This window comes from uncultured Azonexus sp. (genome assembly GCF_937982035.1).
Lineage (GTDB): Bacteria > Pseudomonadota > Gammaproteobacteria > Burkholderiales > Rhodocyclaceae > Azonexus.
On the sequence record NZ_CALJNI010000016.1, the window covers coordinates 98,173 to 115,661 of the forward strand.

Annotated in this window: 17 protein-coding genes; 6 read left to right on the forward strand and 11 right to left on the reverse strand. The window is 65.3% G+C overall.

What is annotated here, in order from left to right; all coding sequences use genetic code 11:
- Positions 1 to 44: 44 nt before the first annotated feature.
- Genes Q0799_RS11655 through paaN form a run of 7 tightly spaced genes read right to left on the reverse strand, consistent with a single transcriptional unit; the run spans position 45 to position 8,261 of the window.
- Positions 45 to 1,190 (reverse strand): ABC transporter substrate-binding protein, encoded by a 1,146-nt coding sequence (locus Q0799_RS11655; protein ID WP_298398506.1) that lies wholly within the window; start codon positions 1,188 to 1,190, stop codon positions 45 to 47.
- Between the two features lie 42 nt (positions 1,191 to 1,232).
- A complete protein-coding gene (gene pcaF, locus Q0799_RS11660; protein ID WP_298398508.1) occupies positions 1,233 to 2,438 on the reverse strand; it encodes a 3-oxoadipyl-CoA thiolase in 1,206 nt (401 codons plus the stop codon).
- Positions 2,439 to 2,448: 10 nt separating this feature from the next.
- A complete protein-coding gene (gene paaK, locus Q0799_RS11665) occupies positions 2,449 to 3,774 on the reverse strand; it encodes a phenylacetate--CoA ligase PaaK (RefSeq protein WP_298398510.1) in 1,326 nt (441 codons plus the stop codon).
- Positions 3,775 to 3,800: 26 nt separating this feature from the next.
- A complete protein-coding gene (paaI, locus tag Q0799_RS11670; protein ID WP_028994382.1) occupies positions 3,801 to 4,271 on the reverse strand; it encodes a hydroxyphenylacetyl-CoA thioesterase PaaI in 471 nt (156 codons plus the stop codon).
- Complete coding sequence (gene paaH, locus Q0799_RS11675; protein ID WP_298398511.1) at positions 4,264 to 5,787, reverse strand: 3-hydroxyacyl-CoA dehydrogenase PaaH; 1,524 nt, start codon at positions 5,785 to 5,787, stop codon at positions 4,264 to 4,266. Before paaH ends, paaI begins: the two co-directional genes overlap by 8 nt.
- 2 nt (positions 5,788 to 5,789) lie before the next feature.
- A complete protein-coding gene (paaG, locus tag Q0799_RS11680) occupies positions 5,790 to 6,584 on the reverse strand; it encodes a 2-(1,2-epoxy-1,2-dihydrophenyl)acetyl-CoA isomerase PaaG (protein ID WP_281983672.1) in 795 nt (264 codons plus the stop codon).
- 9 nt (positions 6,585 to 6,593) lie between these two features.
- A complete protein-coding gene (gene paaN, locus Q0799_RS11685) occupies positions 6,594 to 8,261 on the reverse strand; it encodes a phenylacetic acid degradation protein PaaN (protein WP_298398515.1) in 1,668 nt (555 codons plus the stop codon).
- A gap of 354 nt (positions 8,262 to 8,615) precedes the next feature.
- On the opposite strand from paaN, the gene Q0799_RS11690 reads away from it, so the two are divergent.
- The 6 genes from Q0799_RS11690 to Q0799_RS15195 all read left to right on the forward strand — a co-directional run bounded on the left by Q0799_RS11690 (position 8,616) and on the right by Q0799_RS15195 (position 14,776).
- A complete protein-coding gene (locus Q0799_RS11690; RefSeq protein WP_028994386.1) occupies positions 8,616 to 9,644 on the forward strand; it encodes a hypothetical protein in 1,029 nt (342 codons plus the stop codon).
- 99 nt (positions 9,645 to 9,743) lie between these two features.
- A complete protein-coding gene (locus tag Q0799_RS11695) occupies positions 9,744 to 10,793 on the forward strand; it encodes a 2Fe-2S iron-sulfur cluster-binding protein (protein ID WP_298398518.1) in 1,050 nt (349 codons plus the stop codon).
- A 79-nt stretch (positions 10,794 to 10,872) separates the two neighbouring features.
- Positions 10,873 to 11,748: a branched-chain amino acid ABC transporter permease gene (locus Q0799_RS11700; protein ID WP_298398520.1), complete on the forward strand. Its 876-nt coding sequence runs from the start codon at positions 10,873 to 10,875 to the stop codon at positions 11,746 to 11,748.
- A 2-nt stretch (positions 11,749 to 11,750) separates the two neighbouring features.
- Positions 11,751 to 12,689 carry a branched-chain amino acid ABC transporter permease gene (locus Q0799_RS11705; RefSeq protein ID WP_281983675.1) on the forward strand — a complete coding sequence of 313 codons (939 nt, stop codon included), beginning with the start codon at positions 11,751 to 11,753 and terminating at the stop codon, positions 12,687 to 12,689.
- Entirely contained in the window at positions 12,686 to 13,447 is a 762-nt protein-coding gene (locus Q0799_RS11710; RefSeq protein ID WP_298398524.1) for an ABC transporter ATP-binding protein, read from the forward strand. The genes Q0799_RS11705 and Q0799_RS11710 overlap by 4 nt, the downstream gene beginning before the upstream one ends.
- A gap of 12 nt (positions 13,448 to 13,459) precedes the next feature.
- Positions 13,460 to 14,776: an ATP-binding cassette domain-containing protein gene (locus tag Q0799_RS15195; protein WP_366940783.1), complete on the forward strand. Its 1,317-nt coding sequence runs from the start codon at positions 13,460 to 13,462 to the stop codon at positions 14,774 to 14,776.
- Positions 14,777 to 14,779: 3 nt separating this feature from the next.
- On the opposite strand, the gene Q0799_RS11725 is transcribed toward Q0799_RS15195, so the two are convergent.
- Genes Q0799_RS11725 through Q0799_RS11740 form a run of 4 tightly spaced genes read right to left on the reverse strand, consistent with a single transcriptional unit; the run spans position 14,780 to position 17,488 of the window.
- On the reverse strand, positions 14,780 to 15,313 hold the full coding sequence (locus tag Q0799_RS11725) for a protein disulfide oxidoreductase (RefSeq protein ID WP_298398526.1): 534 nt from the start codon (positions 15,311 to 15,313) through the stop codon (positions 14,780 to 14,782).
- Positions 15,313 to 16,125, reverse strand: a complete 813-nt coding sequence (gene pyrF / locus Q0799_RS11730) for an orotidine-5'-phosphate decarboxylase (protein ID WP_298398528.1) — start codon at positions 16,123 to 16,125, stop codon at positions 15,313 to 15,315. Before pyrF ends, Q0799_RS11725 begins: the two co-directional genes overlap by 1 nt.
- Positions 16,122 to 17,291 carry a class I SAM-dependent methyltransferase gene (locus Q0799_RS11735; RefSeq protein WP_298398530.1) on the reverse strand — a complete coding sequence of 390 codons (1,170 nt, stop codon included), beginning with the start codon at positions 17,289 to 17,291 and terminating at the stop codon, positions 16,122 to 16,124. Before Q0799_RS11735 ends, pyrF begins: the two co-directional genes overlap by 4 nt.
- Positions 17,291 to 17,488 (reverse strand): hypothetical protein, encoded by a 198-nt coding sequence (locus Q0799_RS11740; RefSeq protein WP_298398531.1) that lies wholly within the window; start codon positions 17,486 to 17,488, stop codon positions 17,291 to 17,293. The genes Q0799_RS11735 and Q0799_RS11740 overlap by 1 nt, the downstream gene beginning before the upstream one ends.
- Between the last annotated feature and the right edge of the window lies 1 nt (position 17,489).

Below are 17,489 nucleotides of genomic sequence, written 5' to 3' on the forward strand. Positions count from 1 at the left end.
CGGCCCGAAGTGCAGTTGTCTTTTATGCGTGCGTCGGTTCCGGCTTACTGGACGATGGTCCAGTTGCCGTTCTTGACTTCAAGCATGCGGAAGGCCGACAGGTCGAGGCCCATGTGGTCGGTCGGCGACATGTTGAAGGTGCCGCTGGTGCCGACGAAGCCCTTGGTCGCTTCGAGGGCGTCGCGGACCTTGGCCTTGTCGGTGCTGCCGGCGCGCTTGATGGCGTCGACCGCCAGCATCAGGCCGTCGTAGGCATAGCCGCCGAAGGTCGACACGTCGGTCTTGTAAGCCGCCTTGTAGGCATTGGCGTAAGCCGTGACGACAGCCTTCTGCGGGTCATTGGCCGGCAGCTGTTCCGGGATCAGCTGTGCCGGCGACGGCAGGCGGACGCCTTCGGCGGCCGGTCCGGCGAGCGTCAGGAATTCGTCGGAAGCGACGCCGTGCGACTGGTAAAGCGGCAGGTTGATGCCCAGTTGCTTGTAGTTCTTGGTGACGATGGCCGGGCCCTGGCCGAGACCGAACACGAACACGGCCTGGACGCCGGCGGTGTTGCGGATCTTGGTCAGCTGCGGGCTCATGTCGGTATCCTTGGGGCCGTAGGTTTCATTGGCGACCAGGGTGATCCCGTACTTGGCGGCGACGGCTTCCGTTTCCTTCTTGCCGGAAGCGCCGAAGCCGGAGGTTTCGGAGAACAGGGCAACCTTGCTGATACCGCGCTTCTTCATGTCCTCGAAGACCTTTTCGGCAGCCATGCGGTCGGTATGCGGGGTCTTGAACACCCACTTCTTGACCGGCTCGATGATGACCACGGCGCCGGCCAGCGAGATGAAGGGGATACCGGCACGTTCGACCAGCGGTACGGCCGACATGGTGGCGCCGGTGGTGGTGCCGCCAACCAGGATGTCGACCTTGTCATCGTCGATCAGGCGCTTGGTGAAGCCGTTGGCCTTGCCGGCGTCGCTACCGTCGTCGTAATGCACGAGTTGCAGCTGGCGACCGAGGACGCCGCCCTTCTTGTTGATGTCGGCGACGTAGAGTTGCAGCGTCTTCAGTTCCGGGTCGCCGAGGAAGGCGGCCGGGCCGGTCACCGACAGGACCGAACCGATCTTGATCGGCTCGGAAGCGAAGGCACCGAGGGCACCGAAGGCCAGGGCGGCGCCGGCGACGATTTTCTTCAAGCTTGCATTCATGGATTTGTCTCCTCCTTGAGGTTGTTGTCGAGTACAGCGGAATCAGATGCGTTCGATGATCAGGGCAATGCCCTGTCCGACTCCGATGCACATGGTACACAGTGCGAAGCGGCCCTTGCGCCTTTTCAGCTCGTAGGCCGCTGTCGTCACCAGTCTGGCACCGCTCATGCCGAGCGGATGGCCGAGCGCGATGGCGCCGCCATTGGGGTTAACGTGTGCCGCATCATCGGCCAGGCCGAGGTCGCGCAGCACGGCCAGCGCCTGGGCGGCGAAGGCTTCGTTGAGTTCGATCACATCCAATTGCGCCAGGCTCAGCCCGGTTTGCGCGAGTACCTTGCGCACCGCCGGGGCCGGGCCGAAACCCATGATCCGCGGTGCCAGGCCGGCGGTCGCCATGCCGACCACGCGGGCCAGCGGCGTCAGGCCGTAACGGCCGGCGGCGGCTTCGGAAGCAAGCAGCAGCGCGCAGGCACCGTCATTGACGCCGGAGGCGTTGCCGGCGGTGACGGTCAGGTCGGGGCCGTTTACGCCCTTCAGTTTGGCCAGTTGTTCGAGCGTGGTCTCGGGGCGCGGGTGCTCGTCGGTATCGACCACTTTGGCGTCGCCCTTCTTCTGCGGGATCACCACCGGCACCAGCTCGTCGGCAAAACGGCCGGCGGCGTGGGCGGCACCCCAGCGCTGCTGCGAGCGGACGGCGAAGGCATCCTGGTCGGCGCGGCTGATCTTGAAGTCTTCCGCCACGTTGTCGGCGGTCTGCGGCATCGAGTGCGTCTCGTACAGCTTCTTCATCAGCGGATTGACGAAGCGCCAGCCGATGGTCGTGTCGAAGATCGCCGCGTTGCGCGAGAAGGCCGATTCCGCCTTGCCCATGACGAAGGGCGCGCGCGACATGCTTTCGACGCCGCCGGCGATCATCAGCCTGGCTTCGCCGGCCTTGATCGAACGGGCGGCCAGGCCGACCGCATCCATGCCGGAGCCGCACAGGCGGTTGACCGTGGTCCCCGGCACTTCGACCGGCAGACCGGCGAGCAGGCCGGACATGCGGGCGACGTTGCGATTGTCTTCGCCGGCTTGGTTGGCGCAGCCGTAGATGATGTCGTCGACCGTGCTCCAGTCGACCTGCGGGTTGCGTTCCATCAGCGCCTTGAGCGGGATGGCGCCGAGGTCGTCGGCGCGCACGCTGCTGAGGGCGCCGCCGTAGCGGCCGATGGGAGTGCGGATGGCGTCGCAGATGAAGGCTTGGGTCATGGTGCTTTCCTCAGTTCTGCTTCGGGCGTTCGTCGAGCACGCGCTTGGCCTTGCCGACCTGGGTGCGCGGGATGGCGTCGAATTCCATGACGGTGATCTTGGTCGATACGCCGATGTTGGTTTTGATGCGGTGCTGCAGTTCCTTGCCGATCTGCTGGATGTCGGCTGGGGCGAGTTTTCCGGACAGCTCGCGCTGGACTTCACAACGCACTTCCAGGTTGTCCATGTGGCCGTCGCGGGTGACCACGACCTGGTAATTGCCGGCCAGGCGGGCATCGCGCAGGATCTGTTCCTCGATCTGGGTGGGGAAGACGTTGACGCCACGGATGATCAGCATGTCGTCGGAACGGCCGGTGATCTTGCCGATGCGGCGGAAGGAACGGGCGGTCGGCGGCAGCAGGCGAGTCAGGTCGCGGGTGCGGTAGCGGATGACCGGGAAGGCCTGTTTGGTCAGCGAGGTGAACACCAGTTCGCCTTCCGAACCGTCGGGCAGGACTTCGCCGGTTTCCGGGTCGATGATCTCGGGGTAGAAGTGGTCTTCCCAGATTACCGGACCGTCCTTGGTCTCGATGCATTCGCAGGCGACGCCCGGGCCCATGACTTCGGTCAGGCCGTAGATGTCGATGGCGTCAAGGCCGAGCTTCTTCTCGATTTCGGCACGCATGCCTTCGCCCCAGGGCTCGGCGCCAAAGATGCCGACCTTGAGCGAAATCTCATCCGGCTTGATGCCCAGGCGCTCGAATTCCTCGGCGATCACCAGGGAGTAGGAGGGCGTGACCATGATGATGTCCGGCTTGAAATCCATGATCTGCTGGACCTGCTTCTCGGTCTGCCCGCCGGACATCGGCACGGCGGTGCAGCCCAGGCGCTCGGCGCCGTAGTGGGCGCCGAGGCCGCCGGTGAACATGCCGTAACCGTAGGCGACATGGACCATGTCGCCGGCACGGCCACCGGCGGCGCGGATCGAGCGGGCGACCAGGTTGGCCCAGTTGTCGATGTCCTGCTGGGTGTAGCCGACGACGATGGGCTTGCCGGTCGTGCCCGACGAGGCGTGCAGGCGGGCGACCTTGTCGCGCGGCACGGCGAACAGGCCGAAGGGGTAGTTGTCGCGCAGGTCGAGCTTGGTCATGAACGGGAACTTGGCCAGGTCGGCCAGGCACTTCAGGTCGTCCGGATGGACGCCCTTGGCCTCGCACTTGGCGCGGTACGGGGCGACGTTGTCGTAGGTGTGGCGCACCGACCACTTCAGGCGTTCAAGCTGGAGCGCCGAAATCTCGTCGCGGCTGGCCGTTTCGATGGCTTCAAGTTCGCCCGGTTGGGGTTTTCTGGCAGTCATGTTTGTCTCCTCCGTGTTGATTGGCGTCAGGCTCGGTCGGCCTGTTGCAGCCCGGCGATGACTTCGCCGGCAATGCGGTAACTCTTGCCCCGGAACAGGGCGATGGTGGTGCCGTGCTGGTTGCGCACGGTGATGTCGTAGACGCCGGTGCGGCCGGCTGCCGAGCGTTCCGTCGCCTCGGCCTGGAGAATCTCGTCCTCGCGGGCGGGGGCGAGAAAATCGATGTGGCAGGCCGAGGCCACGGTATTGCGGTTGTAGCTGTTGCAGGCGTAGGCGAAGGCGGTGTCGGCCAGCGTGAAGATCATGCCGCCGTGGCAGATGTGGTGGCCGTTGACCATGTCCGAGCGCACGCGCATGGTGAGCAGGGACTGGCCGGGGGCGACGCTGAGTATCTTGATGCCGAAGGCCTGCGCCGCCCGGTCGCGGGCGTACATGGCCTGGGCGGTGGCTTCGGCGAGTGCTTGCGCTTCGCTGGCGCCGAGTTGGGGTTCAGTCATGGAGATTCTTTCCGGCAAAGACGGCGCGACGGATCAGCGGCGAGACGCGGTAGCGGTCTTCGCCGTAGCTGGCGCCAAGGTTGGCGAGTACGTTGCGGATGGTGGCGACGCCGACCTGGTCGGCCCAGGCCAGCGGGCCGCGCGGGTAATTGACGCCCAGGCGCATCGCCGCGTCGGCGGCGGTGGCGGCGCAGACGCCCTGGTTGACCGCGTCGGCGGCCTCGTTGGCGAGCATGGCGACAGTGCGCATGACCGCCAGGCCGGGCACGTCGGCCAGCCGCGAGACGGCGTAGCCGGCGGCCTGCAGCAGACCGACGGCGGCTTCGGCGGCGGCCGGTTCGCACTGCGCGGCGACGGCGACGGCGAGGCGGCCGGCGGTTTCGTAATCGAGAGCCAGGTCGACCAGCACGCAGTTGGCGACGCCGTCGCTGGCGGCACGCTCGGTGGCCGAGCGGCCGTCGGTCTGGAAAAGCGCGGCGCGGCCGATTTCGGCGACGCGACCGTCGCTGGACGGTGCCCGGCTGAACGACAGCTTGCCGTGTTGCAGGCGCTCGACGAGGGCTTCGGCGAGCGGCGATTCACCGCAGACGACGATCTTGCCGGCCGGCGTGCGCGGCGCTTCGGTCTGTGGCGCCGGGCGGGTGGTGTCGGCGGAATAATCGAAGAAACCGCGCCCGCTCTTGCGGCCGTAGAAGCCGGCGTCGACCAGTTCCTGCTGGATCAGCGAGGGCAGGAAGCGCGGGTCGTGGTAGAAGGCGCGCCAGACCGAGTTGGTGACGGCGAAATTGACGTCGTGGCCGATCAGGTCCATCAACTCGAACGGGCCCATGCGGAAACCGCCGGCTTCGCGCAGCACGGCGTCGAGCGTTGCCGGGTCGGCGGCGCCTTCCTGCAGCAGGCGCAGCGCTTCGGCGTAATAGGGGCGGGCGACGCGGTTGACGATGAAGCCGGGGGTCGATTTGGCATGCACCGGCGTCTTGCCCCAGGCAGCGGCGGTGGCGTACAGCGTGTCGGCGACGGCGCCGTCGGTGGCCAGGCCGGAGACGATCTCGACCAGCGCCATCAGCGGCGCCGGATTGAAGAAGTGCAGCCCGGCCAGCCGCTGCGGGCGCTTGAGCGCGCTGCCGATGGCGGTGACCGAGATCGACGAGGTGTTGGTGCCGAACAGGCAGTCGTCGCCGACGATGGCTTCGAGGTCGGCGTACAGCTTCTGCTTGGCTTCCAGGTTCTCGACAATGGCTTCGACCACCAGCGCGCAGCCGGCCAGGTCGGCCAGGCTGTCTGCTGGTTGCAGGCGAGCACCGGCGGCGGCAGCGTCGGCGGCGCTGAGCTTGCCCTTGTCGGCCAGCTTGGCGAACTGGCCGCGGATGTTTTCGATGGCGGCCGCTGCGGCGCCCGGCCGGTTGTCGAGCAGGCGCACCGGGTGGCCGGCCTGCGCCGCGACCTGGGCGATGCCGGCGCCCATGGCACCGGCGCCGACCACGGCGACGACCGCGGTTTGAGGAAGGGCTGCCATCGTCAGTCCCCGGTGAATTTCGGCGCGCGTTTTTCCATGAAGGCGGCGACGCCTTCGGCGTAATCGGCGCTCCAGCCGAGTTCGCGCATGAAGCCGCCCTCAAAGGAGAGTTGCTGCTCCAGCGTGTGGCCGGGGGCGGCGTGCATCGCCTGGCGGGTGCGCACCAGGGCCTTGGTCGGAAGCGCGGCGAGCTGGGCGGCGAGCGCGTCGATGCGGGCGGCGAAGGCGTCGTCGGCAACGCATTCCCAGATCAGCCCCCACTCGGCGGCCTTCGCTGCCGGCAGCTTGTCGGCGAGCAGGGCCAGGCCCATGGCGCGCGCCATGCCGACCCGTTGTGGCAGGAACCAGGTGCCGCCGGTGTCGGGAATCAGGCCGATCTTCGAGAAGGCCTGCAGGAAGGACGCCGACTGCGTGGCGACGACCAGGTCGCAGGCCAGCGCCACCGAGGCGCCAGCGCCGGCGGCGATGCCGTTGACCGCGGCCAGGGTCGGCACGCGCAGGTTCTGCAGGCGCAGCACCAGCGGCTTGTAGTTCTTCTCGACGATGTTGCCGATGTCCGGCTGGTGGCCGTCTATCGCCTGCATGTCGGGGTCGGCCAGGTCCTGGCCAGCACTGAAGGCGCGGCCGGCGCCGCTGAGCACCAGGACGCGGATGCTGCGGTCGGCCTGGACGCGGTCGAGGGCGACGCGCAGTTCGGCGTGCATCTCGCCGGTGAAGCTGTTCAGCTTGTCGGGGCGGTTCAGGGTCAGGCGGGCGATGCCGTTGCTGACTTCAAAACGGATGGTGGCGAATTCCATGCGGCCCCCTCAGATATGGTAACGACGCTGGACGACGACAAACCGGTTGGCGACGAAGGCGGCGTCGGCGTAGGACGCGTTCGCTGCCGGGTTGCCGCCGGTGCCGTGGTAGTCGGAATAGGCTGCCGACTGGTTCACGAAGACGCCGCCGGTCAGGTTGATCGACAGGGCGACCTTGGCGCGCATCGTGGCGGCGGTCATTGCGTCGATGATTTCCGGGCAGGTCGAGTAGATGCCGGCGGTCAGCGCGCCATGCGTCGACACGATGCGTTCGGACAGGGCGATGGCGGCCGGCGTGTCGGCGACCTTGACGATGAAGCTGATCGGCCCGAAGCGTTCTTCCATGTAGGCGGCTTCGTCGGCGGCGTCGCAGGCGAGCAGGACCGGGGTGCGCACTTCGGCGGCCGGGAATTCCGGGTTGTCCAGCTTGCTGGAGGCGAGCACGACGCGGCCGAGGGCGCCGCTGTCGGCGTCCTTGATGCGCTGCAAGGTGTCGGCCGACTGCACGGCGCCGAGCACGGCGAGGGCGACTTCCGGTTTGCTCAGGAAACCGGAGACGGCCTTGGCCAGGTCGGCGCACACTTCGTCGTAGGACTTGTGGCCGTCTTCGGTATCGATGCCGGCGGCCGGCACGAAGATCGCCTGCGAGGTGGTGCACATCTGGCCGGAGTAGAGCGAGAGCGTGAACGCGAGGTTGCGCAGCATTGCCTTGTAGGCGTCGGTCGAGTCGATGACGATGTTGTTGACGCCGGCCAGTTCGGCATAGACGCGGGCCTGGCGGGCGTTGTCGACCAGCCACTGGCCGAAGGCGTTGCCGCCGGTGAAATCGACCGATTTCACGGCCGGATGCGTGACCAGCTTCTGCGTCGCGCTGCGTTCGCTGGCGACGCACAGGGTGACCAGGTTGGGATCGATGCCGTTTTCGGCGAGCACGGCGCGGATCGTGCGCACGGTGATCGCTGCCGGCAGGATGGCGTTGCTGTGCGGCTTGACGATCACCGCATTGCCGGTGGCGAGCGCCGCGAACAGGCCGGGATAGGTATTCCAGGTGGGGAAGGTGCCGCAGCCGACGACGACGCCGACGCCCTGGCCGACGATCTCGAAGTGCTTCTTCATGACCAGCGGCGGGTTCTTGCCCTGCGGCTTGTCCCAGACCGTTTCGGCCGGCACGAAGCTCTGTTCGCGGTAGGCATAGGCGACGGCTTCGAGTCCGCGGTCCTGGGCGTGCGGGGCGCCGGCCTGGAAGGCCATCATCCAGCCCTGGCCAGTGGTCATCATCACCGCGTGGGCGATTTCGAAGCTCTGCTTGTTCAGGCGATCGAGGATTTCCAGGCAGACGCCGGTGCGCCCGTCCACGCCGGCCTTCTGCCAGCCGTCCATGGCCTTCCGGCCGGCGGCGATCAGCACTTCCGGATCGCACACCGGGTAGCTGACGTTCAGTGCTATGCCGTAAGGCGAGCGTTCGCCGCCGTGCCAGCCCTTGCTGCCCGGCTGATCGAGCTCGAAGGCCCGGCCGAGGTGGGCGGAAAACGCTGCCTTGCCGTCGTCGGCGGCGGTTTCGCCATACGTCTTGGGACTCGGCATTTCGTTATAGGCGGACCAGTAGCCGCGGGTGCGGATGGCTTCCAGGGCACCGTCGAGCGTGGCGTGGTGCTTGTTCAATAGATGTTGGGGCATGGGGTGTCTCCTCGGTGACGGTTTCTGTCGTGCTTCTTTGTTGCAACGATACGAAGATGTTTGTAAAAAGTCAAATAAAGGTATCGTTTTTTTGTGTGCTTTTTGTCGTTATGTTTAGCAAAATTTATTACGTTGATGTATTAAAGTGCAAAAAAAACAATATGTTGCTTGTGTGATTTTGCGATTTTGATCTTTATGTTCTGCATTGCGTAAGTTGTTCCGGATCGTGTTTTTTATATTTCGATACAAAAATTGTTGACACAAATGCCTTGGATGTATCATTATTTCTCCGTCGCCTCGCCAAGCCGGCGGGGTGCCCAAAACGACCACGATATTTCGATTGAAGGAGGAGCTATGGCTGCCAACAAGGAGCGTTTTTCGGACAAGATGGAATTCCCGCCGGAAATCCAGCAACCCAACGTCTATCCGCTGTCCTGGAACAGCAAGACCAAGAAGTTGCAGGAAGTGTGGGAAGCGGCGCGGCGCGAGGACTGGGATCCCGAGAAGTTGCCGTGGGACACGCTGGACCTGGAAAGCTACACCTGGGAAGAGCGCGAATCGATCGCTTACTGGTGGAGCCTGTTGTCGGTGTTCGACGCATCCGCCCCGCCGGTCTTCGCCGAAGCGCTGATCAAGACCTATGAAGTGCATGAGGAAGATCCGGTGCGCAAGTGCTTCTTCTCGGTCACCCGCGACGAGCAGAACCACGAGATCATGTGCGGCCTGGCTATCACCAAGCTGCTCGGTCATCCCGATCCGATCACCTACCAGCCGAAGACCGAACTCGGCAAGCGCCTGCAGAAGAACGTGCAGTGGCTGTACTTCAACGGCGCCCGCTACTGGAACGGCTACAAGCAGGCCGTGCCCAAGTACGACCTGGCCGTGCTGTTCTCGTCCTTCCTGATGGGCGAGATCGCTGCCGCCACCATCTTCAAGCAGATGTACGACAACTCCCGCGAGGCCGTCTTCAAGGAAGGCTTCAAGAACATTGGCCGCGACGAAGGTCGTCACATGGCCATCTGCATGGCGGTCATGGAGCGCGATTACCCGGGCCTCAAGGAAGAAACCAAGGCCGTCGTCACCAAGCAGATCCGCGCCGGTTACCTGTTCCTGTCGGCCGTGCTGTTCGAGCCGCCGATGGAGTTCTGGGACCTGCCGGCCGACTTCATCGACAACCAGCGCGAGGCCGAGGAAGTGGCCCGCGGTGCCGGCTTCGGCATCCCCAGCTACGAGGCGAAGAAGGAAAACTGGCGCAACGCGATGATCAACCTCAAGGGCGTTCTTGACCGTTACAACATCCCGTTCCCGGCGATCCCGGAAGTCGGCATCACCGGCCAGGAAGTCAGCGACGTCGACCTGGACGACATCATCCCGGTCTTCTGATGCGCCTCATCCGCCCGTCAGTCTGATCGACAGCCGGTGCCCCTGACGGGGCGCCGGCTTTGCCACAACAGAGAACACAGGATAACAAGGGGAAGACAAATGGCTCGTATCATCATGCAGCCGTCCGGTAAATCGGTCGAATGCAATTATGGCGATACCGTTCTGATGGCGCTGGAGAAGGCCGGCTACGCGCTGCCCAACAACTGCCGCGCCGGTGCCTGCGGCGAATGCAAGGTCAAGGTCACGCAGGGTCAGTTCGACCAGGGCATGGTCCTCGACATGGCGCTCTCCCAGGACGAGCGCAAACAGGGCTACGGCCTGATGTGCATGGCCAAGCCGATTTCCGAGGAAATCACCATCGAGTGGGGCACCGAGGATGCCAAACCGAAACTTTTCCCGCCGCGCGAGGATGCGCTCTTCGTCGTCGTCGACAAGCGATCGATCGCCGCGCGTGTGGTTGAACTGAGGCTGCGCCCGGTCGGCCAGCCGATCCGTTACTGGCCCGGCCAGTATGTCACCCTGGGCAATCCGCGGGCCGATGTGCCGGCGCGTGCCTATTCGATTTCCAACGCACCGCGCCCGGATGGCGAACTGGTGCTGCAGATTGCCCGCCAGGAAGGCGGCGTCACCAGCAACTGGGTGCACGAACAGCTCGGTATCGGCGAGAGCGTCAAGGTTTCCGGCGCCTACGGCACCTTCATCGGCGATCCTTCGGTCGATACGCCGGTCCTCTGCCTGGCTGCCGGCACCGGTCTGGCACCCGTGCTGGCACTGGCCGAGGCTGCCTTGCGCCGCGGTTTCCGGCGGCCGGTCACGATGCTGTTTTCGGCGCGCAGCCACGACGACGTCTATGCCGAAGGCCTGATGGCCTGGTGGCGGACCAAGCATCGCAATTTCGACTACAAGGTCACGCTGACCCGCGAGCAGCGCGAGGGCTATCTGAACGGGCGGGTGGACGCGGTCCTGCCGAAGATGTTTACCGATCTGTCCAAGCACACCATTTTCGCCGCCGGCAGTCCGGAGTTCGTCGACGCCTGCGTCCAGGTCGTCAAGCAACTGGGCGCCAAACCCGAGCTGATCCATACCGAAGGCTTCTTCTCGCAGCAACAGCCCGAGGTTCCCGACAGCGATCACCTGTTGCCAAGCTAGTCGCCCGAACGGGACAATGCGCGATAAACACACGGAGGAGACAATATGACAACGACCCGTCAACGGGCAGGGAGCCACCATGCTGGCTGAGTTCCTGCAATTCCTGTTTTCCGGCATCACCGTCGGTGCCACCTATGCGCTGGCGGCGCTTGGCTTCACGCTGATCTACAACGCCAGCCATGTGATCAACTTCGCCCAGGGCGAATTCATCATGCTCGGCGGCATGCTGGCCGTGCTATTTGCCCAGATGGGCCTGCCGCTGCCGGCTGTCCTGCTGCTCGCCGTCCTGGTGCCGGCGGTGGTTGGCGTGCTGGTCGAGAAACTGGCGATCGAACCGGTCAAGGGCGCCGAGACGGTGACCCTGATCATCATCACCATCGGCGCCTCGCTGGTCATCCGCGGTCTGATCCAGGTCTGGCTGGGCAAGAACACCTTCAGCCTGCCGGCTTTCTCGGGTGACGAACCGATTCACGTCCTCGGCGCCACCTTGCTGCCGCAGAGCCTGTGGGTGCTCGGCATCACTGCCCTGGTCGTGGTCGCGCTCTGGTACTTCTTCAACCGCACCTTGCAGGGCAAGGCCATGCTGGCGACCTCGGTCAACCGGCTGGCCGCCGAACTGGTCGGCATCAACACCAGCTGGGTGCTGTTCATGAGCTTCGCCATGTCGGCTGCGCTCGGTGCGCTTGGCGGCATCCTGATCACGCCGATCACCATGACTTCCTACGATGTCGGCATCATGCTCGGTCTCAAGGGCTTCGTCGCCGCTGTCGTCGGCGGTCTGGGCAACGGTCTGGGCGCGGTGGTCGGCGGTCTGTTGGTCGGCATCCTCGAAGCGATGGGCGCCGGTTACATCTCGTCGGCGTACAAGGACGCGATTCCCTTCGTGCTCATCCTGCTGATTCTCTTCTTCATGCCGCGCGGCCTGTTCGGCGGTAAATCGACGGATCGGGTGTAAGCATGAACAAGCGCATTTACTACGGCCTCTACGGCCTGATCGTGATCTTGCTGGTGCTGCCCTTCGTCGTGCCCAACAATTTCTACCTCGACCTCGCGGTGCGCATGGCGATCAACGCCATCATCGTCATCGGGCTCAACCTGCTGATCGGCTTTGCCGGCCAGATCAGCCTCGGTCACGCCGGCTTCCTCGGCATCGGTGCCTATGCCTCGGCGGTGCTGCCGATGCATTTCGGCTGGCACCCGGTGACCGCCATGCTCACCGGGGCCCTGGCCTCGGCCCTGCTGGCGGCGCTGGTGGCCAAGCCGATTTTCAAGCTGAAGGGGCATTACCTGGCGATGGCGACGCTCGGCCTGGGCATCATCATCAACATCGCGCTGCGCAATGAAGCCCAGTGGACCGGCGGTCCCGACGGCATGCCGGTGCTGCCGATGGCCTTGTTCGGTTTCGAGATCGGCTCCGACCGCCAGTGGTACTGGGTGGTGGCGGCACTGCTGGTGCTGACCGTGTGGGGCTCGCTGAACCTGATCGACTCGCCCTTCGGGCGGGCGCTGCGCGCGCTCCACGGTTCCGAGGTGGCATCGCAGGTGGTCGGCGTCAACGTCGCCCGCTACAAGGTGTCGATCTTTGTCCTGTCGGCCTTCTCGGCCAGCATCATGGGCAGTATCTCGGCGCATTACATCGGTTTCATCAGCCCCAACTTCGCCGACTTCTTCCATTCCATCGAACTGGTCACCATGGTCGTCATCGGCGGCATGGCCTCGGTCTACGGCTCGATCGTCGGCGCCGTGCTGCTGACGGCGCTGCCGCAGGCGCTGGCGACCTTCGAGGGCTGGGAAACGGTCGCCTTCGGCGCCATCCTGATGCTGTGCATGATCTTCATGCCGCGCGGCCTGGTGCCGACGCTGGCGGCACGCTTCAGCAAGGGGGACGACAAATGAGCCTGCTCGAAGTCAAGGATCTGTCGATTCATTTCGGCGGCGTCAAGGCCGTCCAGAATGTCAGCTTCAGCATCGATTCCGGCATCGTCTATTCGGTGATCGGCCCCAACGGTGCCGGCAAGACGACGCTGTTCAACCTGATCACCGGCGTGTATACGCCGACCAGCGGGGAAATCCGTCTCGACGGCGAAATCATCCAGGGCAAATCGCCGGATGAGCTGGCACGGCGGGGTATGGCGCGGACCTTCCAGAACCTGCAGATCTGCATGAACATGAGCGCCATCGAGAACGTCATGGTCGGCGCCCATCTGCGGCTGGATCGCAACCTGTTCAAGGCGATGCTGCGCCTGCCCGCGCTCAAGCGGCGCGACGAGGCGCTGCGTGAAGAGGCTGCCGGATTGATGGAATTCGTCGGTCTCGGCGAATATGTCGGCGCGCGCGCCGACGCCATGTCCTACGGCGCGCTCAAGCGCCTGGAAATCGCCCGTGCGCTGGCGATGAAGCCGCGTCTGATCTTCCTCGACGAGCCGGCCGCCGGCCTCAACCCCAAGGAAACCCAGGAAGTCGACCATCTGGTGCGCAAGGTTGCCGATTCGGGCATCACCGTCGTTCTCGTCGAACACGACATGAAGATGGTGATGAACCTCTCCGACCGCATCCTGGTGCTCGATTACGGCCGCAAGCTGGCCGAGGGCACCGGCCAGGAGGTGCGCGGCAATCCCGACGTGATCGCCGCCTACCTCGGCACCCACGCCTGACAGGGACGAGACATGAAAACACTGACCATCATCACCGAAGAACACCAGAATCTCTGGCGCATCGCCACCACGCTCGACGCCGTCGCCCTGGAAATGGAAGCCGGCGAACCGGTCGACCCGGCTTTCTTCAGCTCGGTCTTCGACTACATCGAGCACTTCATGGACGCCTGCCATCACGCCAAGGAAGACGATCACCTGTTCCCGGCGCTGCGCCTGCGCAGCCCGGAAGCGGCAGCTGTCCTCGACCGCCTGCAGGCCGAGCACCGCAACGGTCCTGAAGTGCTGCGCTCGTTGCGCGCGCAACTGGCGGCGACCGCGGCCGGGACGCTGGGCAACGCCGAGTTCATCGGCGCCCTGCGCATCTACACGCAGAGCCTGAAGGCGCACATCCGGACCGAGGAAAAGGACGCCATGCCGTTGGCCCGCGAGGTGCTGACTACCGAGGACTGGGAGAGCATCGACCGGGCCTTTGCCGACAACGACGACCCGTTGTTCGGCGAGCAGGCGCGCGTCGAGTACCGCCAGCTCTACCACCGCATTGCCAGCCTGGCGCCGGAATCGGTCGGCCTCGGCGCCCACAGCGGCGGCGAACTGGAACCCGGCGGCAGCCACGCGGCCGGCGACATCCTGCTCCACGTCAGCGGGTTGGAAAGCTGTTACGGCCGGATCAAGGCACTCAAGGGCATCGACCTCGAAGTGCGTAAAGGTGAGCTGGTCGCCCTGGTCGGCGCCAACGGCGCCGGCAAGACGACCTTCCTGCGCACCCTGTCGGGCGTGCAGCCGATGAGCGGCGGACGCATCTTCTTCGACGGCGAGGACATCAGCGGCCTGCGCGCCGACCAGCGCGTGCGCCTCGGCATTTGTCAGAGCCCGGAGGGGCGGCAGGTGTTCGGCCCGCTGTCGATCGAGGACAACCTGCGCCTGGGCGCCTACACCCAGCCGAAGGCCGGGGTCGAGGCGGAACTGGAAAAGGTCTTCGCGATGTTCCCGATCCTCAAGGAAAAGCGCCACCTGCCGGCCGGTACGCTGTCCGGCGGCCAGCAGCAGATGCTGGCCATCGGCCGGGCGTTGATGGGGCGGCCGAAGATGCTGCTGCTCGACGAACCGTCGATGGGCCTGGCGCCGCTGCTGGTCGAGGAAGTGTTCAACGTCGTCAAGTCGCTGAAGGCACAGGGCATGACCATCCTGCTCGTCGAGCAGAACGCCTTTGCCGCGCTGGCTATCGCCGACCGCGGCTATGTGCTGGAAACCGGCGCGGTGACGCTGACCGACAGCGGCCAGGCACTGATCGCCAACGAACAGGTGCGCGCCGCTTACCTCGGCATGTAGCGTTCAGGTGGTGGCGCCGAGGCCGGCCCACCACAGGCGCAGGCGCAGGCCGATCTCGCTGGTGTAGCCGACCGAGACGAAGCGGATCCGGCCGTCCGGCGCGAGTACGACGAAGCCCGGCGTGCCGGGCAGGCGGTAGCCTTTCATGATCGCCCCGTCGGGGTCGGGCAGGGTCGGGAAGCGGTAGCCTTGGTCCGCCATGAAACGCGCGACTGCCGCAGCGTCGCCGCTTTGCGTGGCGATGCTGATCACCGGACGGTCAGCGGCGATGTTTTCGACGCTGCCGGCGGTGGTCTTGCAGATCGGGCACCATTCGGCCCAGAAATAGATCAGCAGCGGCTGGCCGGGATGCGCAGCACGCCAGGCGGCGAGGTCGAAAGCCTGGCCATCGGTGTGCACGCCGGCGAACTGCGGTGCCGGGCCGCGCGCCGTGTCGCGCAACTGCCAGGCCTGGAAGGCGAGGAAGGCGGCGACGAAGAGGGCGATTTCCAGCGCCCAGCGGCGCCAGCGCGGTTTTTTCCCGGCGTTTTCCGGCATCAGCGGTGGGCGTTGATCGCGTCGCGCGTTTCGCGCGCGGCAAGACGCGCGGCGCTGGCGTAATCCTCACCTTTACCGGCGTAGAGGATGGCGCGCGAGGAATTGATCATCAGGCCGGTGCCCGCTGCGGTGCGGCCGGCCTTGACGGTAGCCTCGATGTCGCCGCCCTGGGCGCCGATGCCGGGCACCAGCAGCGGCATCTCGCCGACGATTTCGCGCACGCGGGCGATTTCGGCGGGGAAGGTGGCGCCGACCACCAGGCCGATCTGGCCGGTCGTGTTCCATTGTTCGGCGGCCAGGCGGGCGACGCGTTCGTACAGCTTTTCGCCGCCGACATCGAGGAACTGCAGGTCGGAACCGCCGGCGTTCGAGGTCCGGCAGAGCAGGATCACGCCCTTGTCCGGGAAGGCCAGGTAGGGCTCGACCGAATCGCGGCCCATGTAGGGATTGACCGTGACGGCATCGGCCCGGAAGCGCTCGAAGGCCTCGACTGCGTACTGCTCGGCGGTCGAACCGATGTCGCCGCGCTTGGCGTCGAGGATCACCGGGATGCCGGGATGCCGCTCGTGGATGTGGGCGACTAGCGCTTCCAGTTGGTCTTCGGCGCGCCGGGCGGCGAAGTAGGCGATCTGCGGCTTGAACGAACAGACGAGGTCGGCCGTGGCGTCGACGATGGTCTTGCAGAATTCGAAGATGGCGTCATCGCGACCCTTCAGGTGTGCCGGAAACTTGGCCGGATCGGGATCGAGGCCGACGCAGAGCTGCGAGTCGTTCTTTTGCCAGGCGGCGGCGAGTTGTTCGGTAAAGGTCATGTTTCGTCCTTTGGCAGATAGCGGGAAAACTTGTCAGGCAGCAGGCAGGTCTGCAGGCTGCGCTGGGTGAACAGGAAACGGCCGTCGCAGACGAAACCGAGCTGTTGCCAGTCGACTTCGTGGTTGAGCATCATCGTGCACTCGATCAGGTCGCGGCGGCGCATCCGGCGGTTTTTCGGGAACAGTGCCAGCACCGAGCCGTCGAAATTCGGGCAGTCGTGCAGGAAGAACGGCGTCGGCTTGCGCGTGCGGCCGTTGACGTAGATGCGCGGATCGTCGTTGATCGGGAAATGGCGGCCCCAATGCCACCAGTTGCTGTCGTCGAACTTGCGCACGCGGCGGGCGAGCAGGCGTTGCTTGTGCGGCAGCAGGGCGGGGTGTTCGATGCCGTAGATCATGCGCCGCGTCTCGCCGGTGTCGGCGGTCTTCGAGCAGACGAAATCGAGGTTGCCCTCGACGTGCCGGAATACCGGGTCGGCACCGGAAACGCCGCCGACGCGCACGTCGAACAGGTCGGACAGGCGCACGCCGTGGTTTTCGCGCAGGAACATCAACTGGCCGTCGACTTCGGTGAAGGTCCGGCCGTCGTCCATGCGCCGGTCGAGACGGCCCTTCTCGAAGCGGAAAATGCAGCAGTTCGGCGTCGCCCCGGCGAAGACGCGGACATCGCCGGTCTCGAAGAAATGCGTGATGCTGCCCTGGGCGAACAGCCAGGCGTTGAGCTTTCGGGCCGAGGTCAGCTTGATGAATTCGCGCGGCACGATGAAGACCAGTTCGCCGCCCGGCTCGAGGTGGCGGATGCACTTCTCGATGAAGAACAGGAACAGGTTGCTGCGCTTGTCGAACAGCGGCGATTTCAGTTTCTTGCGGGTACGTGCGGCGATGTCCTGGTAGCGGACATAGGGCGGATTGCCGACGATGGTGGCGAAGCGCTCGTTTTCCGGCAGCGCGAAGAAATCCATGACGCGGGCACCGGCCGGGGCCACGCGGCGGTCGATCTCGACCCCGGTGAGCTCGGCGCCGCGCGCCTGCAGCGCATGGTAGAACGCGCCGTCGCCGGCCGACGGTTCGAGCACACGCCCACGGTTGCGGCACAGGCCGAGCATGAATTCCACCACGCTGGGCGGGGTGAAGACCTGGCCGAGGCGTTCGACGTCGAGCGGCATCAGTCGCTGCCGGTCGTCCGTTGTGCGGTGGCCTGTTCGCGCGCCTTCTTTTCCCAGTAGCGCTCGTTCTTGCTCTCGTCGACGAAGCGGTAGCGGCCGGCGAGTTCGCAGCCCTTCATGCCGGGGTTGCACGGCAGATTGTTGATCTTCGTGCAGCGGTCAGCGACCTCATGCGGACAACCCCAGCTTCCCGCCATG